The organism is Pseudomonas sp. B26(2017) (assembly GCF_002113045.1).
GTDB lineage: Bacteria > Pseudomonadota > Gammaproteobacteria > Pseudomonadales > Pseudomonadaceae > Aquipseudomonas.
This window is the reverse complement of the sequence record NZ_NEJJ01000009.1, coordinates 1-18,315: the sequence shown is the minus strand read 5'-3', so window position 1 is coordinate 18,315 and position 18,315 is coordinate 1. Positions and strand designations below refer to the sequence as shown.

Sequence of the window (18,315 nt, the reverse complement as noted above, 5' to 3'; positions counted from 1 at the left end):
TAGCGCCGGCCATTCCCGGCCTCGCCAGCCGAATCACTCAATCACACTCATCAAGGACAACGAACATGACAATGAATGAACTGAAACATCAACTCGCCGCTTTGATTGCAGAGCGAGAAACCATTCAAAACAGTCTTCCCATCTTGCACGCCGAATGGAGCAATGCGCCTAACAACTACAGTCCAATCGGCAACATGATAGGAAGCCCTGAAAGGAGTGCCGCCATGGACCGATACTCCAGTGCCGAATGCCGCTTGCGAGCAATTCCATCCGCGATCAGTCGTATCGAAGAGAAGATGGCTTACTTGGAGCGCATTGAACAAGTCGAAGACATCAAAGCACAGTCGATCCAGACCATGTCCGAAGCGGCTGCCGAAGTCGAAGCGCTGAAGCAGACACAATCGCATCTGAGCCAACGCCTTCAGACCATTCAGTCGGATGCGCAGCAATCGCTGGAGAAGGCACAGCAGGCAGAGCGAGATGCTGCAAGCCTGTATGCACGTAGCCTTGCGAGTGGTGATAGCGACGGAGAGAAATCCGCTAACAGCGAAATGCAGAAGGCAGCCAAACAACTCGCCGCCACCGATGAGCATGTCAGAAGACAGGAACTCATCATGGAGGCCTTGCAGGCTGAGCTCGACTCCCTTGAAGCGCAAATCGCCACTGCACAGCAGCGGGAGAACGATGCAAAAGAATCGGCCCTGAGCGCTGTAAAGCTGACTCTGGAAGAACAGTGGAACGCCGCTGCGGAACACTTGGTAGCCCTGGGCGCACGGATACTCGCGGCGGACTACGCCCGAGGGTACTCGGGATATGGTTTCTCCAAGCTCGATATACCTCAATTCGGTCCTTTCCATTTGGATCTTCGTCACTCAGACCTAGTCACCGCAGCCCGCTCCATCAGCGCAGAGGATCTGCTGGCCGCTTGAACCCGAAGCAGCCCGCTCACGCGGGCTGTTTAGAACCCCATCAGGACAAAGATCATGATCACTCCAATACTGAGCAGCGCGAACTGGACCGACACTTTGAAGGCGCGAAAAAACCACCTGAATGCGCTGATGAAAATCGTGGACATCAAAACCGGCAAGGTCTCGAATGTTCAGACACTGACGGTCAACTTGATCAAGAACGAAATGAGCTACATCGAAGAGCAGTTGAAGGGGCGCAAGTGAGCTGAACTCCGTGCTGTAATACACTTCAGATAGATATCGCTAAAACACAACAAGGAATTCACATGTCCAAACTCGCCGAATACCGCCAGCTTGAGAAACACCTCGCCGAACAGCTTCAAGCTTTGGAAGCACTGAAGAGCGATGGCGCGTTGAAAAAAGAGATCGAGTTCGAAACCAAGCTGCGCGAACTGCTCGATCAGTACGGTTTCAGCCTCAGGCACATCATCAACCTGCTGGATCCGCAGAGCACGAAACGCGCTTCAACACCAGCGGCGCCACCTGGCAAACGCAAGCCTCGCGAGCTGAAGGCCTACAAGAATCCGCATACCGGTGAAGTGGTTGAAACCAAAGGCGGTAACCACAAGACGCTCAAAGAGTGGAAAACCAAGCACGGTTCCGACGAAGTGGAAAGCTGGGTTCGCAAATAACGCAGCTTGAGTAAAAGGCCTCTAAGAGGCCTTTTTTATCTGCTGAGCTATTTCTTCCTGCAAATTTCAACGTCATCTTGCGTTTTCAGATCGGTGTCGATGCCGAGCCGATACCTGCAGTAATCAACGATCCACTTACGCTCCTGCTCCGTGAGTCGTTCGACTTGACGAATCTCCCCGTCATTGGCGTGGATATTGTAAAACTTCATCTGAAACGTCGGATGCTTCTTGATGAACAGGATCGTTTCGATATCCCCATCCTCAAGCGCTTCGTAATACCCAACGTAAAGCACTGTCACCAGAACCAGAACTATCAGGGCTATCAGTTTCTTCATTGTTGCGGCGCCGGAGGTGGGAGTAGTTGAGTTTTTGCTCTGAGATTCCTGACCAACTCCATGCCGATATTTCCGGGACAGATCTTGCCTTCAGATGCTTGACCTGGGTATTCCCGGTGACCGCCAAAATGCTTGATCACAAATACACTTTTAAGCGCGTCGATCAGATGCATCAACGCGGTGATCTGAGCAGCAGGTATCACATTGGTCGTGCTGTATCCGAGGGTGTCGAGCGCAACCCGGCCCTTGGCGACCCAATCCCCGCCCTCTTCTGGTGTCGTTAGGTTCTCCAGCAACACAATGCCGATCAAGCCTGTATTGAATTTCAAGACACTCGAACCTTGAAGCCGAATGTCGCGCCCCTCGTAGACTTGCCCCGTGCAATCGATGCCGAAGTGATACCCGATATCGTCGTATTTCTGGCTTAGGTGCCCCTTCTGGATTTCCTGCATCTGCTCGGCACCAGGTGTGCAGCTATGGCTGCGGCCGGCGTGGTGGAGGGCGATCATGGTGTAGTCCCAGTCCATCACCATATCTGGCTTGCCCTTCACGGCTCCCCACGAAGAACGCTCTACGAACGTCGTGTTCAATGAACGGACCTTTTTGATGATCGCTTCGCGCGTTGCAGCCCGGTCATTTACGGTAATCGGTATCGGACACATGAGCTCGCCTGGCTTGATTTCCTGGGCGGTCGCTTGAGTTGCGAATAGGTTTGTCATCACACGCCCTCCGCCAGCTCATGGAGTGTACGTGCCGGAGCGCTGAACATGACGTGCAGCGAAATTTTCGCATCGGGGGACGGCGTCTTAACGTGAGCAATACCGTTAGCGTCGGTAATGCCTGTGGTTTCTACACCGTTGACCGTCGCCAAGAAGTCACGGAAAGCCAACGGAGTACCCGTTTCGCTGTCGGTAACGCTGAACGCTTGACCGTAGGTCTTCTTGATCGCAAGAGGCATGGGAGGGACGAACGGAGCAGGCGTATGCGAATCACCGATGATTACGGTGCCGGAGCCGCCGACTACGACGTCACCATGCGTTCCGACAGTATCAACCAAAGCTGCGTTTTTCCCGTTGATAAAAACGGTCGCTGAGACGCCGGAAACCAACGCGCTACCGCACGTGCAGGTATCGCCCTTTCGAGCGGCGGCAAGACCATCGAAGAAAACATCGGGAGAGCCGGACGCAATGGATTGGGCACCGTGCCCTGGCATTGGGCAACTTGTCGGATCGGTTAAACGTGCTGCGGGCTTCGCCACAATTGACTCCTTGTCATGATCGTCTATGAACGCGACCTTATCAGAAATCAATAGACCCGGTCCGCCTGGGCTTGCGCAATAGCCAGTAGCATGGATTTCTGGGCCCCGGAATCTCCGCTTACGGCCAGAAACGGACATTCCCATGCGACTGCATACGGCCAAAAGCGGACGCTCGTACGCTACCGCTATCGGCGGCCCTTCAATCACGGGCCGATCCTGACAAAAAAAGATCCCTCGGATCAGGTCCGGTCGAGCCTGTCTGCAAAGTCTAGTGTCAGGCCGTTGCAGCTTTTCCACAGAGAACGTCAGAGGGGTTGACAGTAGACATATTGATGGCAAATGAGTAGCGTCGGTTCTGTCTCGAAGACAAACCAATGCTACTTGTCGCGATTACCTATTGGCCAACAGATACCCTAGCATCTAAAAGGATTTTTTCATGTCAGAACCAAGACTGTTTATTTCTTACAGTTGGTCTACTCCAGAGCACCAAAACTGGGTCCTTCGCTTAGGAACGGAGCTACGCGAAAACGGTGTGGACGTAATACTAGACAAATGGGATCTGAAAGAAGGGCACGACGCTAATGCCTTCATGGAAAAAATGGTTTCGGATGAAAGCATAAAAAAAGTGATCATGGTACTGGATGAGCAGTATGGCGAAAAAGCCAATAAAAGATCTGGTGGCGTCGGAACAGAAACACAAATAATATCCTCAGAGGTATATGAAAGTGTAGATCAGAATAAGTTCGTTGCAGTTATCGCAAGTAGAGATCAAGAAGGAAAAGCAAAGCTACCGATTTTCTATAAGTCACGAATCTACATAGATCTTTCCGACGAAGATCTCTACGGTAGCAATTTCGAGCAACTGCTACGTTGGATCTATGACAAACCACTAAATATAAAGCCGGAGATTGGAAAGAAGCCTGCCTTTCTAGATGAAGAAGCCTCCATCTCATTAGGGACTTCTGTGACTCACAGACGCTTAATTGATGCCCTGAAAAACTCAAGACCTCATGCCGGTGGAGCGCTAGTTGAGTATTTTAACTTATTTTCGAAAAACCTTATCAGATTTAGATTGTCTCCAAGTCAAGGGGCAACTGATTTTGACCAAAAGGTCGTCGACAGCATCGAGCAGTTCTTTCCAGCAAGGAATGAACTTGTAGAAGTCTTTGCAACCATTGCCCAATATGATCATTCTAACGGCGCCGGGCCAATCATACATAAATTTTTCGAGTCACTGATCCCATACCTAGATAGACCTGAGAATATAACAAGCTATCACAAGTGGGATTGGGATAATTTTAAATTTATTATTCAAGAAGCATTCATTGTATGTATCGGAGTTCTGCTAAAGCATGAGCGATATGACTTGGTGGACAACCTAACAAGTCAGCGATATTTTTCTGACGGTGAAAACCATGGGCAAAGCAAAATGCACTCTTTTGGCATCTTCAGAAACTATTTAGAGTCATTGAGCCATCGAAATAATAGACTAAATCTGCGACGTTTGTCCGTACATGCTGACTTACTAAAAGAGCGATGCGCGGATTCAGGATTGTCATTCAACAGTTTGATGCAAGCGGATTTTTTACTATACCTTAAAGAGTCTCTACAAGGCCTCTCAGAAAATCGTCGACAAGAATGGTGGCCAGAATCATTAGTTTACAAATCTTTTCATGGGGGCGCTTTTGAAATTTTCCTTCGTGCGGAATCCAAGAGTTATTTTGATCGGATATCAAAACTACTTGGTGTAAAATCGAAATCGGATTTTGCCGATTTTGTTGAAGGCTTAAAAAGCCAGGCAGTCTATGTGCCAAAATGGGGCTTTGACAACATTAACCCATTAGAGTTAATGAATTACGAAAAGCTGTGCATTCGCCCATAATTATGTTAAAGAATCAATGAAGCACCTGTAGCTACTTGTGTGAATTAACGCTGTAGCTACTTTCGATTAGCTGCACGAATGAAGAAGACCTCTTGTCCGAGGGTATATCATAAGGAACCTCAAAGAATTCCCAGTAGCCATTCACCACTTCAACATAAAAGTTCAAAAGGCATACTGCTTATTTTTTTGGTCAAGCAACAAGTTACGATTAATAATTTTGTACAATCCACCTTGAGGAAATCCAATAGTGTCCGAAACCTGGGAGATACTAAAGCCGATAATCTCTGCCTTCGTTGGGTCCGGCCTGACACTCGCAGTTGTCGGAAAATTTGGGCAATCTTGGTTTTTCAAGAAAGTAGATGCTAAACATGCAGTTGCGTTAGCAGAAAAAAACAATCAATTAATGAGTCAGCTTGAATACAAAAAAAACGACTTAAACAAAGAGCTCCAAATAGAAGTCGCAAATTTTAAATCGCAGCTAGAGGTACTTGGAGGTCAGCAGTCTAAATTTCTAGAAGTCAAAATCAACAGCATCCTTAATCTTAATCAAAAGCACTATTTGGCTATAAAAAAAATAAAAGAACTGACAGATATAACCAATATGTGGGTGGAGGAAGCTACCAACTACTTCAAGTTTCAAATTGAAGACGACAAACAAGAAGAGTTGTCGGATTATTCAGTATATCGAAGTCTGCATCAAGATCGGTGGCCTCTTTATCATAACTCTGCTAAATCAGCCTTCGATGAGTATGCCGAGTGCTTGGCTTTGAATATGCCAATTCTTCCAAAAGAGCTTGTGGAGGCAGAGATCCTAATTATAGATCGGTGCAAATCCTTATTGTCAGATACTTCAATGAACTTTAACCGGGCGATGAATTTTACGCAGTACATTGTAATTCCCGAAGAGTGCGAAGGCACTGAGAGCGAGTTCATGGCCAATCTAATTGAAGAGCATGAAAAAGCTATTGATCACAAAAAATATATAGATATGTTGTCGGATGAGTTGTTCAGTAAATCATTGAAAAGTGGCGCCATTATAGAATCTTTATTGCGACATGGGAGCAAAGGCTAAAATTCGTTAATGCCGTTCGATTCACCCCCATTAGCCTTGGCTTGATTTCCAATTTTTGCATCCAGGGGAACTGATATGGATTACAAGCATCTGTTTTGCGAACGTCTGCTTCTGGTCGGTAGCGGGCGCCCCCCAAACGTTTGTCTAGCCCTTTCTTTCAAAATGCCTCAGAACGCCTTCTAAGCCGTTGCTGCTGATTAGCGGTCAGTACAATGGGATACAATCAATGGAATAAGGAGCAAGGAACGATGGGAAGCCCAATCGAAAAGCACTTTGAGACTGCGCGTCAGCTGCTTGATTACGTTTCACCTCTTAATGAAGTTTGGAAAAACGGGAAATACGTCTTCAGGGGCCAACCAAGCGACGAATATAAGCTAACTCCTTCTGTGTGCCGTAATGGCAAAGGTTCATTTGGGTACGACTCTCCTCGAAGAATGCTCGATAAATCAAGCTCAGGACAGATTCGCTTTGAGTTGGACATCCTGAAGAAATTCTTAGACGGCTGTGATAGGTCGGGATTGATTGTACCCGGATATACAGAGCAGATCAGAGATAGACTGCTATCTGCTCAACACACATTCATTAGTGGGCTTTTACCATGGCCTCAGCAAGAAATGCACCAAATCATGGCGATAGCTCAACACTACGAAGTGCCAACGCGTCTCCTAGACTGGACTGATAGAAGCTTCGTTGCATGTTACTTTGCTGCATCCTCAGCTAGCTTTGAGATTGATTTTATGGGGATGCCTAAAATTGCTGTATGGGCTCTGGAAACCACCTATGCACCTTTTTGGAAAACCTTGAAGATCATTAGACCACCGGGAGGCACAAGTCAAAATCAAGCGGCACAGTCTGGTTTGTTCACTGCTCACCATGCGAAGGATTACAGTATAGACGACGTATACACACCTGACGCGCTTGAGGACGTTCAAGAAATTTACGATACGAGAGGTGGCTACACACCGCTTTTTAAACTGACGCTACCAGTTAGCGAGGCGCCGGCATTGTTGGATTTGTGTTCTAAGATGGGCGTTGATGGCTCCACTCTATTCCCCGGCTTTCACGGCGCGGCAAAAATGGTTAAAGACTGGGGCAATGTGGAGATTGGAGTAAGGCATTCCCAATCTGCAATAGACGAATACAACGCTGATAGCTATGACAGTGATCCTGACTACTGATCACGGATAACTGAGCAACACCACGAGAGGATGCCTCACATGTTGAATTTAATGCTGTCGCTAGACTTAGCAAATACAAACGAGAATGTCCACGACTGATCGCTTTTGGCCGGTAGCGGTTACTTGTGGCAGACCGTATTCGGCCATAAACTGCCTTTCAGTTAGACCATAACCTCATGCTAGCCTGTGTGGAAGCTTATAAGTATTTTATGAATACAACATCGTTCAGGGATTAGCCTCTCTAATCCAGCGTTTCGTGACCTTCCAGCGCCAGAGCTGTCATAATGCTGTCATTACTGAAATGAGTTACGCATAGCTCAATAAGCTTACCGAATAGGGCTAGACAGTTCTGGAGGTCAAAAACAAATTTTTCAAAGTTATCCGACGAAATTACTGCATTATCTGCATGAGCTAGAGTATGCCGAAGACTTTTCCAGCTTTTAACGTGTGCTTTATCAACCTCTCCGGATGCGCTCATGTCCGAGAGAATGGCTGATACTGTCTTTGTCTTCAGATTTCCTAAAAAATTTAGGATGGCATCTGCTCCAACTTTTGGAATGTTACCCCCTGACTTCTTAATGAACTCTTGAGTGTCAGAAATCTCCTTCAGGGTTTTCTCATCTAGATCTATGCTAGTCGAAAAATAGTTTTTTACCATGCCCTCTATATTTACGCAGAGCACTAGCGCCGCAGCTTCAGTATTTGCCTTAGATATATCTTTAAGTCGATTCCAATAATTTGCCAAATGATTAAGACCTCTAGGTCTGGCCTTCATGTACATCTGCAAGAAATTATTCAGCCCGGTCTCTCTGCTTGGAAAAATATCAACTATAGGCTTGGCCAGTGTGTAAATATTTTCGGTGGCTCTCCCTTGAATGTAAGCTTCGTAGGCGACTCCATTTCTTGCAATTATAAATGAAGCTTCTAAAAGCTGACCGATGGCGATACTGATTCCTTCTAGTAGATGAAAAAGTGAATCTAACTCTACGGGGTCTTCGCTGTCTACAATGTTAATATCTAGCTTGCTGTTCTTTTGCACTATCTCGATAGTTTTTGTCCCTTGCGAGAGAGATAATTTTGCCAGCTCCATCGACCCTTTTCCATTGTCAACGTACTCATTGAATGGCAATCGATAGTTGCCATTTACAGTTATCAGTGCACTGCCACCAATGACTGAATGTTTAAGCTTTGAAAACGATCGGGCGTTATTGAGGGCAAGCTCTAAAACCGCACCTGAGGGATATGTATCAACCCCTCGCTCAGCAAGGACGCGTGCGTTCTTCCAAATTTTTCCAGTGGTATCCTCAGCCTCGAGCGTGAAGTACCTTTCTTCTGAAACTATACCTACACGGTCGTTAAAAAAGAAATTCAACATTTCAATTGAATCCGACTTTGTCGAGCCAGAATAAATTTTTACTCTTAAAGTCTTCTTTTCATCAAAAAACAAGCAACCTGGACCATTGAAAATCAATGGGGAGTTTAATGTATTTTGCGTTAGAGTGATGTTGAAACACTCAATGGTAGCGTTACGCTCTGCTATTGAGTCAATATTCTTTTGGTTAAACATTATCAGTCCCTTGATTGTCAGATGCAGGGGTCATTTTAGCTCTATTTTCAAGCTTGAGGTTTCGTTAGTGTTTGCATCTGAATCGCCTCCCGTTTTGTACTGACAGTGTCTACTGGGGACGTACGCTGCATGCGACGAATGATTGCAAGTGGCCGCATGCGGAGCCGTTATGAATGTCTGCAAGCCCGTCAGCGGGCGCTTTCGAGCGTCTGCTTATGGCCGGTAGCGGTCGCGTGCGAACGTCCGCTTTTGGCCGGTAGCGGTCGCTTGTGAACGTCCGCTTCTGGCCGAAAGCGGCCTGTTGCGACTGCCGGCCGGGAAGCACTCTACCCTCCTGCATCATAGGCATAACCTAGCTCGTTCCTCTTTCAAGCACCGGAAGCGTTACACCAGATGGATGAGTTACACGGCTAAAGATTGGCTTACGAAGCCGATGTAACACTGGAAATATTCAATAAATACAGTTACTTAGCATCCATCGTTACACCAGTTACACGAGTTACACCGCATTTTGAGGGGTACATACCCCCGCACCCCGTGTGCATCAATCCCACCAGCGAACATCAGGAGTCTCTCCCGCAATGTGCCGGGGCCCCTGAGGTTTTCTTCGAGACACGGGGTCGGAAACCCGCGGGACTGTGTTAGCGGACAGGTGCTCAGGTTAGTGAACTGGTGAACTAGGTGAACACGCAGTTCACCAGTGCATGTGCACAAGGTGTTAGGAGGTCGCCGGGGACCCTGGGTATTTCCCAAGGACACGGGGCACAAAACCCGCGTGATCTCGTTAGTGGCTGATTTTTTTTGATTGGTTGACAGGTTGACTTGGTTGACAGCTCAACGCGTGCGGAATCAACAACACAAAAGGCCATCGTTACGAATGCGGTAACGATGGCCTTTTTTCAACCAAATCCTTTCGATTTCAATGACTGAAATTTCAGTAAGCTGGCGGGCCTTCCACTACCGAGATCCCGCGGGTTTCCGACCCCGTATGCTCTGTAATTCCTCAGGGTCCCCCGCTCGATTCAGCTCTCCGACCGCTCTAGCACTCCGGCTCCCCCTACGTTAGCCTCGATTAGCAGGCCAAGGATTGTTGACCCAACAAAGAGCTGTTCAAGGAATGTCAGTCGGATGAAAACAACCAAACGCATTACACGTGCTTACTGTGTCGAGCTTGAAAAGGAGTTGTCCATTGTCGCTGCCCGGCGCGAGTATCTCTCCCTAGCACCGCCACGCGCGCGCTTCACGTTCCTCTGCACTAATGAGGAGTGCAGGAAGCTCGACGCCAAGATCACCGGCGTCAACTACGATGTGAATCCCCAAGAAACTCCAATACTGCAGGCTGCGCATTTTCGTGCCAACCCGAAGGATGAACACTGTTCAACCTGTGAGTGGATTGAACACGGTTCCAGCGGTGATCTGGACAGAAGCCGACCAGGGGAAACAGAAGAAGAAGCAAAAGTTCGAAAGGCCAAACGCAAGCTCGATGACTACATCGATATCTTTGATCCAAACCTGAAGGAAAAGAAACCCGGGGGCGACCGTCCTGGTAAGGGAGGTGATGATATAGATGGAGATGGTCAGGGGAGAGGGGTTCGTAGAGCTAGCAGTGAATCGAACGACAAGCCTCGGGGCCCCACGAAAACCACAGACCTAGAGCGTCTGGTGGAGAGTTACAGAAACGCTAAATCGGAACTGTCTAAGGAAGAGTTCGATCTTCTGACGTTACAGGTTTCAGGATATGGTGTGATCCCGCTTCACTCATACTTCCGTCACATTACAGCCGCAAACATTGGTGAAAACGGCGGTGTCTTGTTTGGTGGTGGCACCGTAAAGCGCTACGGAGCAGGATTTAGCTTCAATTTCTACGATCCTGTTGGGGAAAAGCGCGTTTCCCTATACGTACCGGCAGATCAAATGAACGCTTATCGCTTCCGCCGGTACCTGACAGAGCTGATCATCCAGGCTGAGGAAGTGAGATATGTCACGCTTTACACGCTTGGATATCTTGAGGAAAACCCTCAGGGCAAAGGTATCGACCTGAAGGTGGAGGATCTGAGGCAGATAGCTTTCGTTCTCGGTCCTCCGAAGACCAAAACTGAGACGTCTTGAGCGAAGCCGCTTAGGTTTTGTATCCCTATTTGTATCCGAAAGAATTACACCTCTGATAATACTCAATGTTTACAAGGGGGTTCTTGATCGGTTCAAATGACCCCGGCCCACCAACTCTCAACGACAAGGCCCGCCCAGTGCGGGCCTTGTCGCATCTGGAGATTCATCCCGGGAGACCTCATGCGCCAGGCACTGCTGATCATCGACGTCCAACCCAGTTTCTCCCCGCCGCAATGGCTGATCGACGGCATTCAATTACTGATCGGCAAACTGCCTAGCGTCTCCACGGTCGAGCCCCATGACGAGAGCCGCACACCGTTCCAGCGTCAGCTCGGCTGGCACCCGACAGCGGATGACGACAGCCTGATCGCCGCAGACCGTATCTTCATCAAATTCGGCGACGCGCCCTCCCCGGACACAATCGAATACCTGAAAAGCCTGAATCTGGATCGCGTGCTGGTCTGCGGCCTGCAAACCGAAACCTGCTACCTCGCCGCCGGGTTTGCGCTGTTCGATGCTGGTTTGAAGCCGACGTTGCTCACGGAACTGACAGTGGGCTCGTCGCTGGATCGTTCAAGTAGTCTGGGTATGCGGTTGTGGGAACATCACTTCAAGCACACGCTGACCTCGGACGAACTTCGCACCTGTCTGCAGACGTCCTAGGAAATTTCCCGCAACCCGCGTCGACTTTCATGAACTGGTTCAAGATGCTTCCAGACGCTAGTCTTCGCGCTCCGCTGCAACCCGGCAGATGGTTTACCAAAGGGATTCGCCGGGAGCCTGAAACCATGGAGCCTCGTCATGAAAAAAGACACCCGAAGCCTGCCTGATCAAACACCGCCTCACGAAACCGAATCGAAAGAACCGGCTGTGCTTGCCCAGCCTCAGGAATACGTGAGAAAGCCGCGTCGCACCCTGCCGTTCAACGAGATTTTCTCCGTGCGCACCGACGTGGACACGGCCACTCTGCTGACCCATGCCTGCGAAACCCTGGCGGCGCTGAACATGATGACGGCCAATATCGCTGATGATTTCACGGGCTCTCAACGCAGCCGGTTGCTGGCGATCCGGCAGTTGTCGATCATGACCGAAATGCTGGTCAATCGCGCCATGGAGAACCTTGATCCGGTGAACCTGGTGCCCACTACGACGGCACCTGTCGTGCACTGAAAGCGACCGTTCGCCGATGCTGCAAGTCGTTCATCGACATGAACTTTTCTTCACCCCGGCGGCGGTGATGGCCGTGTACATTGGCCTCGCTCATTCAAGAAACTACGGTTCGCCCGCGCTCCTGCGGGCTTTTTTTCGCCCGCAATCTGGCGGCGATTTGTGTTTTCCTGCTCACCGGGCAATTCTGGTGTTCAATCCCGAGACCCGGAGCACCCGATGCCGCTGCTGACCCTGCCCTGTCAACGCCTGACGCTCGCGGTACTCGACCCGGATCAAGCGCCGCTGGAAAGCGCGTTCTACCAGCGCAATCAACGTCACCTCGCGCCGTGGTCACCGATCCGTACCACCGATTATTTCTCCACGGAACAGATCCGCCGGCGTCTGGAAATACAGGCCAGCGCCTTCGAAGCCGGGCTGGCGGTGCATATGGCGTTGATGACTCCGGATGGCGGGCAGATGATCGGCGCCTGCAATTTCAGCGGGATCATCCGCGGTGCGTTTCAGGCCTGTTATCTGGGGTATCACATCGACGAAGCGCATCAGGGCAAGGGTTTGATGCAGGAAGCGCTGGAGGCGGCCATCGCTTACATGTTCGACACCCAGAACCTGCACCGGATCATGGCCAATTACATTCCCGGCAATGAGCGCAGCGAACGGTTGCTGGAGCGCCTTGGATTCGAACGGGAAGGTTACGCCAAGGCGTACCTGAACATTGCCGGGCGCTGGCAGGATCATGTGCTGACAGCGCGGGTCAATCCGCGTTTCGAAACGCCGGATCAGCGCTGGTCACGACCGCTGTCGTGACGTTCACAAATTGTTAAGGATTGGCCGCGTAAGCTCGGGTTTCCGTTCACTTCCGGTTGCCTGAATTCATGTCGCGTGCCGCCTCTTCCCTGCTTCTGCTTGCCGCCCTGCTGTTCTTTTTCGCCCTTGGCAACCATCAACTGCAAGGCTCCACCGAGGCCCGGGTTGCGGGCATTGCGATGGAAATGCATCTGGACAACGACTGGGTGACACCGCGTCTGTTCGGTGAACCCTTCCTGGAAAAACCGCCCCTGAGCCTCTGGCTGGACGCCGGCGCCCTGCGCGTTTTCGGCGTCTCGCCCTGGGCGGTGCGACTGGCGTCGGCGGTGGCCGGGTTGCTCAGCGTGATGCTGCTGTACGCCATGTTGCGCCGTTTCGACCGCCCGAAGGCCATCGCCTGGACGGCGGGGATTCTGCTGGCGACCATGGCCAGTTACTGGAGCAACGTGCGCGGGGTCGGCGAGGATGCGTTGCTCGCCCTCGGTGTGACTGCGGCATTGCTGGCGTTCTTCCAGGCGCAGCGAGCACCGACCCCAGGCAATTCGTTGCTGTTTATCGCCGGGATCGCCATCGCCACGTTGAGCAAAGGCGTGCTCGGACTGGCGATGCCGGGCGTGGTGATTTTCGCTTTTCTGCTGGCCGACAACCTGATGGACAAGCGCTTCAAACTGACGGACTGGCTGCGTCCGGGTTTGCTGACCGTTGTCGGTCTGATCCCGCTGATGATCTGGCTCGCCGTGCTCTATCAGCGCGGCGGCGTCCAGGCGGTCAGTGAAGTGTTGCTGACCAACAGCGTAGGACGTTTCAGCGGATCGTTCGTCGAAGCCGGCCACTACGAGCCGTTCTACTACTACCTCGCCAAACTGCCGCAGGCGTTTCTGCCCTGGAACATTCTGGTGTACCTGGGCCTGTGGCATTTTCGCAAGGAACTGAGGGCCAATCGTTACCTGCTGTTTTTCAGCCTGTGGATCATTGCGCAGTTCATCCTGCTGACCCTGGCCTCGAGCAAACGCACGGTTTATCTGATGTCGATGACACCCGCAGCGGCAGTGATTGCAGCCGAATATGCGGGCGTGCTGTTCGACAAGTTGAAGGATCACAGGAAGGGTTTTGTCGGACGAATCGCCCGTCATCGTCAGCCACTGGCAGCGGGGATACTGGCGGTGGTCATCGCCAGCTATCTCGGCGCCGCGCAATGGGCACTGCCGAACGCCGACAAACACCTGTCGTTCCTGCCGCTGACCGAACACATCCAGTCGCTGCACGCGAGCGGCAGTCAGGTCGCGCTGTTTCAAGCCAACGAACGGCTCGGCGGCGCCAGCGTGTTCTATACCCGAAGTGTTCTCAAGGGCCTGGACACCGATGCGCAGCTACGGGAGTTTCTCAGTGCATCGCCATCGAACATCGCCGTGATCTCGGGAGACAGCGAACCCGCCGCCCCGCTGAAAATCCACAAGACCATGATGGTCGGACGCCAGGCGTATTACTTCGTGGGCTATTGAAGCCACCACAGCACAAACGAAAAACCCGCCGGTGATGGCGGGTTTTTCATTTCAGCGGCGAGGACTCAGAGCGAAGCCTCAGGCTGTGCAGCGAACACCTTACGTTCACGTTTGCTCAACACCGGCAACTCCAGACGAGCCCGTCCGTAGAACGCCAGCGCCGTCAGCAAACACGCCAGCCACACGAAGATCCCGGCCCAGAACGTGTGGGACATGTAGTGCCAGCCCTGTAGGACTCGCGTAGTGCCGTAGACAAAACCGAGCAGCAGCGAGCCCCACAACAACGCGCTGGAAAAGCGCCATTGATAACGACGCCCAACGAAATACAGCGCCAGCATGGTGAAGCCACCGGAAGCATGACCGCCCGGCCAGCAACGCCCTTCACCCGCTTCGTGGAACAGCTGGAAATTGTTGTACCACTCGATATGCGGCATCTTTCCGCCGTACAGCGTGGTCTCGATCGGGCAGTAAACGCTGGTGTGCGCCTTGAGGAAATGGATGACCCCGGTGCAGACCGCGAAAGCCACCACGATAAACAGAAAATCCCTACGGTGATCAGCGGCAAAGCGCAGCACCGGCGCGACTTTGCAACGCTCGAGAAAACCGCCCAGACGCGGATGCTTTTGCGGCTTCACCAGTGGCCAGACAAACGACAGCATGGCGCCGATCAAGGCAATTTCGGCGGTCCAGTTCGGAATGATCCGCGCCCACTTGTGGGTCAGCTTTTCGAAGAAATGAATCTTGTCGAGCGGGAATGTGTGGGTCAGCGGATCGAACAGCAGGTTGCTGAAGGCGATGTCGATATTGGTCATGTCGAACATCAGAAAAACCACGGCTGCGCAGAGCAGCGGGATGCCGAAGTTGTAAGCGTAAAAGCGGGATTTCATTGGGTGGTCACCGTGCGCCAGTCTGAAGCTTCAATGAAGCCGAGCATCCGTGGGGCCGCCGGGCTGGCGGCGGAAACAAACAGCGACGCGCCGTAACCGAGGGTCGAGGCCGGCACCTTGAGGTCTTTTTCCAGCTGCGCCATGCATTCGCTGTGGGTCACCAGAATCAGGTTGCGTCCCGGGACTTTGTGCGCCAGTGCGTCCTGCAGCATCCGGCCCTTGCAACTGATCAGCCAGTCTTCGCCGGTCGCCGCCTGGTTGAACATGTAGCCGGCTGTCTGCACGGTGCGCATCACCGGGCTGTTGTAGACGTCGGCCGTGTCCAGGCCCAACTGTTCGAACTGCGCGCCGACGCTCACCGCGACACTGCGCGAACGGTCGGTGATGCCATCGTGGCCGCTCAGGCACGCCGCTTTCGAGTGATCGCAGCGCTCGACATGGCGCACCAGCACGATGATTTCGCCTTTGCTCCAGCCTTCCTTCAGCGCCTTGGCCCCGGCCACGTTGCCGTGGGCAAGGTCCGGCACCGCCGCCGGGGCGAGCAGCCAGAGGGTCAGCGGAATCACCAGTACCGAAGCTGCCAATACCACCCAGGTGTTTCGAAAACGGGCCAGACCGCTCAGATCAATCGAGCGCTTGACGCCGAACAGACTCAGTCGCAATTCCACAAAAAGCCGCCATCACTTGTCATTCGATGCGGCGAGGTTAAAGAGCACGGCGTGGGCAGCCAGTGAAACCCGTGTGAAAAAAATCTTGGGATCCCTTGTTACAAAATCCGTCGGACAAAATCCTTTCAGCTCTCGGATTTGCGGCCGATACAGTCCTGCTTACACCCTTGCTGGCGCAAAAAAACAACAATCTTCCAGCCTGACCGACGATCAAGTAGCACAACGTTTTTCTGGAGGATTTGTGATGAATAGCTGGTTCGGCAACATCAGCGTGAACCTGAAACTGGGGCTCGGATTCGGCCTCGTCCTGGCCCTGACCTGCATCCTGGCGCTCACCGGCTGGACCAGCCTGGGCGGCCTGATTGACCGCAGCAACTGGATGAGCGACATCACCCAGCTCAACGCTGGCCTGACCAAACTGCGCGTGGTGCGCCTGCAATACATGCTGACCAACGGCGACGAAACCGCCGCGCAGAACGTGCAGACCACCCTCGACGGTTTTGCCGCGCAGCAGCAGAAGCTGATCAGCAGCTTCAAGAGCCCGGAAAACCTCAAGCTGCTCAAGCAGCAGGCGGCGACCATCGCCGAGTACCAGACGTCCCTGAACAAGATGCGTAACGCCTACCGCACTGGCAACACGGCGCGCGACTCGATGGCCTCCAGTGCCACGACGGCTTACGGCCTGATCGAAGCGCTGAGCAACCGCGTCCAGCAAATGCCGCTGAGCGATGAGCGTTTCGAGCAGTTCCAGGCCGTCACCGCCGCCAAGGAAGCGTTCATCCTGGCGCGCTACGAAGTGCGCGGCTACACCGCCACTGCCAACGCCGAGACCGAGCAGAAAGCCGTCGGCCAGCTGGACGTAGCCATCGCCAGCCTCAAGCCGCTGAACATGCATTTCGCCAGCAGCCAACAGGACGCCCTGCGTCAGCTGGAAACCGCACTGACCAATTACCGCAGCGCCTTGCAGGCCTTCAAGAACGCCAACAGCGATGCGGTGCAGGCGCGCAAGGAAATGACCGACCAGGGCAACCTGATCGTATCCCTGAGCGAGCAGCTGTATCAGATCCAGCTCGACCGCCGTGACGCCGAAAGCGCCCAGGCTCGCACCCTGCAATTGATCAGCACCCTGCTGGCGTTGCTGGTCGGCATCATCGCCGCGTTCATCATCACCCGTCAGATCACCCGTCCGCTGCAGGAAACCATGGCCGTGGTTGACCGCATCGCCAGCGGCGACCTGAGCCACAACGTGATCGTCACCCGCCGCGACGAACTCGGCGTGCTGCAACAAGGCATCGCGCGCATGGGCGTGACCCTGCGCGACCTGATCAGCGGCATCCGCGACGGGGTGACCCAGATCGCCAGCGCCGCCGAAGAACTGTCGGCCGTGACCGAACAGACCAGCGCCGGCGTGAACAGCCAGAAGGTCGAGACCGATCAGGTGGCCACCGCCATGCACGAGATGACGGCCACCGTGCAGGAAGTTGCGCGCAACGCCGAAGAAGCCTCGCAAGCCGCAGCCGCCGCTGACGGCGAAGCCCGCGAAGGCGACAAAGTGGTGAACGAAGCCATCGCCCAGATCGAGCGTCTGGCCAGCGAAGTGGTGCGTTCCACCGAAGCCATGAGCGTGCTGCAACAGGAAAGCGACAAGATCGGCAGCGTCATGGACGTGATCAAGGCCGTGGCCGAACAGACCAACCTGCTGGCCCTCAACGCCGCCATCGAAGCCGCCCGTGCCGGTGAGGCCGGTCGCGGTTTTGCCGTGGTCGCCGACGAAGTCCGTGGCCTGGCCCAGCGTACCCAGAAATCCACCGAGGAAATCGAAGGCCTGGTGGCCGGTCTGCAGAACGGCACGCAACAGGTGTCCGCCGTGATGAACAACAGCCGCGCCCTGACCGACAGCAGCGTCGCCCTGACCCGCAAGGCCGGCGACTCGCTGGAAAACATCACCCGCACGGTGTCGAATATCCAGTCGATGAACCAGCAGATCGCCGCTGCCGCCGAACAGCAGAGCGCCGTGGCCGAAGAAATCAGCCGCAGCATCATCAACGTCCGCGACGTATCGGAACAGACCGCAGCGGCGAGTGATGAGACGGCCAAGTCCAGCGTTGAACTGGCGCGTTTGGGTGGGCAATTGCAGCAGATGGTGAGTCATTTCCGCGTGTAAACCCTGCACACGAAAGCCGATGTCTAGTCCTGAAATAGGTTTACACCTGTTTCAGCCTCAAAACGCCCGATGCACCGCATCGGGTGTTTTGTATTTCAGCGACAGATGAGGCCGCTCGT

General features: G+C 52.8%; 18 protein-coding genes and 1 pseudogene. 13 read left to right on the top strand and 6 right to left on the bottom strand.

The window, feature by feature from the left end; all coding sequences use genetic code 11:
- Positions 1 to 71 precede the first annotated feature (71 nt).
- From CAF79_RS14685 to CAF79_RS14675, 3 genes are all read left to right on the top strand, one after another.
- On the top strand, positions 72 to 929 hold the full coding sequence (locus CAF79_RS14685) for a hypothetical protein (protein ID WP_085698563.1): 858 nt from the start codon (positions 72 to 74) through the stop codon (positions 927 to 929).
- Positions 930 to 983: 54 nt separating this feature from the next.
- On the top strand, positions 984 to 1,172 hold the full coding sequence (locus CAF79_RS14680; RefSeq protein ID WP_065259945.1) for a hypothetical protein: 189 nt from the start codon (positions 984 to 986) through the stop codon (positions 1,170 to 1,172).
- A 62-nt stretch (positions 1,173 to 1,234) separates the two neighbouring features.
- On the top strand, positions 1,235 to 1,600 hold the full coding sequence (locus CAF79_RS14675) for a histone-like nucleoid-structuring protein, MvaT/MvaU family (protein WP_085698367.1): 366 nt from the start codon (positions 1,235 to 1,237) through the stop codon (positions 1,598 to 1,600).
- 47 nt (positions 1,601 to 1,647) lie between these two features.
- On the opposite strand, the gene CAF79_RS14670 is transcribed toward CAF79_RS14675, so the two are convergent.
- From CAF79_RS14670 to CAF79_RS14660, 3 genes are read right to left on the bottom strand one after another with little or no spacing between them, the layout of a single operon-like run.
- Positions 1,648 to 1,935 carry a hypothetical protein gene (locus CAF79_RS14670; protein WP_065259943.1) on the bottom strand — a complete coding sequence of 96 codons (288 nt, stop codon included), beginning with the start codon at positions 1,933 to 1,935 and terminating at the stop codon, positions 1,648 to 1,650.
- Complete coding sequence (locus CAF79_RS14665) at positions 1,932 to 2,654, bottom strand: N-acetylmuramoyl-L-alanine amidase (RefSeq protein ID WP_065259942.1); 723 nt, start codon at positions 2,652 to 2,654, stop codon at positions 1,932 to 1,934. Before CAF79_RS14665 ends, CAF79_RS14670 begins: the two co-directional genes overlap by 4 nt.
- Entirely contained in the window at positions 2,654 to 3,193 is a 540-nt protein-coding gene (locus CAF79_RS14660; RefSeq protein WP_085698562.1) for a PAAR domain-containing protein, read from the bottom strand. The genes CAF79_RS14665 and CAF79_RS14660 overlap by 1 nt, the downstream gene beginning before the upstream one ends.
- Before the next feature lie 436 nt (positions 3,194 to 3,629).
- On the opposite strand from CAF79_RS14660, the gene CAF79_RS14655 reads away from it, so the two are divergent.
- From CAF79_RS14655 to CAF79_RS14645, 3 genes are all read left to right on the top strand, one after another.
- A complete protein-coding gene (locus tag CAF79_RS14655) occupies positions 3,630 to 5,075 on the top strand; it encodes a toll/interleukin-1 receptor domain-containing protein (protein WP_085698366.1) in 1,446 nt (481 codons plus the stop codon).
- Positions 5,076 to 5,322: 247 nt separating this feature from the next.
- Positions 5,323 to 6,147, top strand: a complete 825-nt coding sequence (locus CAF79_RS14650; RefSeq protein ID WP_085698365.1) for a hypothetical protein — start codon at positions 5,323 to 5,325, stop codon at positions 6,145 to 6,147.
- A gap of 248 nt (positions 6,148 to 6,395) precedes the next feature.
- Entirely contained in the window at positions 6,396 to 7,325 is a 930-nt protein-coding gene (locus CAF79_RS14645; RefSeq protein ID WP_085698364.1) for an FRG domain-containing protein, read from the top strand.
- Between the two features lie 241 nt (positions 7,326 to 7,566).
- On the opposite strand, the gene CAF79_RS14640 is transcribed toward CAF79_RS14645, so the two are convergent.
- Positions 7,567 to 8,892 carry a hypothetical protein gene (locus CAF79_RS14640; protein ID WP_139832599.1) on the bottom strand — a complete coding sequence of 442 codons (1,326 nt, stop codon included), beginning with the start codon at positions 8,890 to 8,892 and terminating at the stop codon, positions 7,567 to 7,569.
- Between the two features lie 1,128 nt (positions 8,893 to 10,020).
- On the opposite strand from CAF79_RS14640, the gene CAF79_RS14635 reads away from it, so the two are divergent.
- The 5 genes from CAF79_RS14635 to CAF79_RS14615 all read left to right on the top strand — a co-directional run bounded on the left by CAF79_RS14635 (position 10,021) and on the right by CAF79_RS14615 (position 14,477).
- Complete coding sequence (locus tag CAF79_RS14635; protein ID WP_085698362.1) at positions 10,021 to 11,001, top strand: hypothetical protein; 981 nt, start codon at positions 10,021 to 10,023, stop codon at positions 10,999 to 11,001.
- A gap of 180 nt (positions 11,002 to 11,181) precedes the next feature.
- A complete protein-coding gene (locus CAF79_RS14630; protein ID WP_085698361.1) occupies positions 11,182 to 11,664 on the top strand; it encodes a cysteine hydrolase family protein in 483 nt (160 codons plus the stop codon).
- Between the two features lie 138 nt (positions 11,665 to 11,802).
- Positions 11,803 to 12,171, top strand: a complete 369-nt coding sequence (locus tag CAF79_RS14625; protein WP_085698360.1) for a DUF6124 family protein — start codon at positions 11,803 to 11,805, stop codon at positions 12,169 to 12,171.
- 216 nt (positions 12,172 to 12,387) lie between these two features.
- A complete protein-coding gene (rimJ, locus tag CAF79_RS14620) occupies positions 12,388 to 12,975 on the top strand; it encodes a ribosomal protein S5-alanine N-acetyltransferase (RefSeq protein ID WP_085698359.1) in 588 nt (195 codons plus the stop codon).
- 68 nt (positions 12,976 to 13,043) lie between these two features.
- On the top strand, positions 13,044 to 14,477 hold the full coding sequence (locus CAF79_RS14615) for a glycosyltransferase family 39 protein (RefSeq protein WP_085698358.1): 1,434 nt from the start codon (positions 13,044 to 13,046) through the stop codon (positions 14,475 to 14,477).
- Between the two features lie 65 nt (positions 14,478 to 14,542).
- Here CAF79_RS14615 and CAF79_RS14610 read toward each other — a convergent pair whose 3' ends face one another.
- Positions 14,543 to 15,364, bottom strand: coding sequence for a phosphatase PAP2 family protein (locus tag CAF79_RS14610; protein WP_085698357.1), 822 nt, complete (start codon positions 15,362 to 15,364; stop codon positions 14,543 to 14,545).
- Positions 15,361 to 16,032: a histidine phosphatase family protein gene (locus CAF79_RS14605; protein WP_085698356.1), complete on the bottom strand. Its 672-nt coding sequence runs from the start codon at positions 16,030 to 16,032 to the stop codon at positions 15,361 to 15,363. Before CAF79_RS14605 ends, CAF79_RS14610 begins: the two co-directional genes overlap by 4 nt.
- A 244-nt stretch (positions 16,033 to 16,276) precedes the next feature.
- On the opposite strand from CAF79_RS14605, the pseudogene CAF79_RS29735 reads away from it, so the two are divergent.
- Both CAF79_RS29735 and CAF79_RS29730 read left to right on the top strand, forming a co-directional pair.
- A pseudogene (locus tag CAF79_RS29735) lies at positions 16,277 to 17,290 on the top strand (methyl-accepting chemotaxis protein); the annotation flags it as partial.
- A 42-nt stretch (positions 17,291 to 17,332) separates the two neighbouring features.
- Positions 17,333 to 18,196 (top strand): methyl-accepting chemotaxis protein, encoded by an 864-nt coding sequence (locus CAF79_RS29730; RefSeq protein WP_371321019.1) that lies wholly within the window; start codon positions 17,333 to 17,335, stop codon positions 18,194 to 18,196.
- Positions 18,197 to 18,315 lie beyond the last annotated feature (119 nt).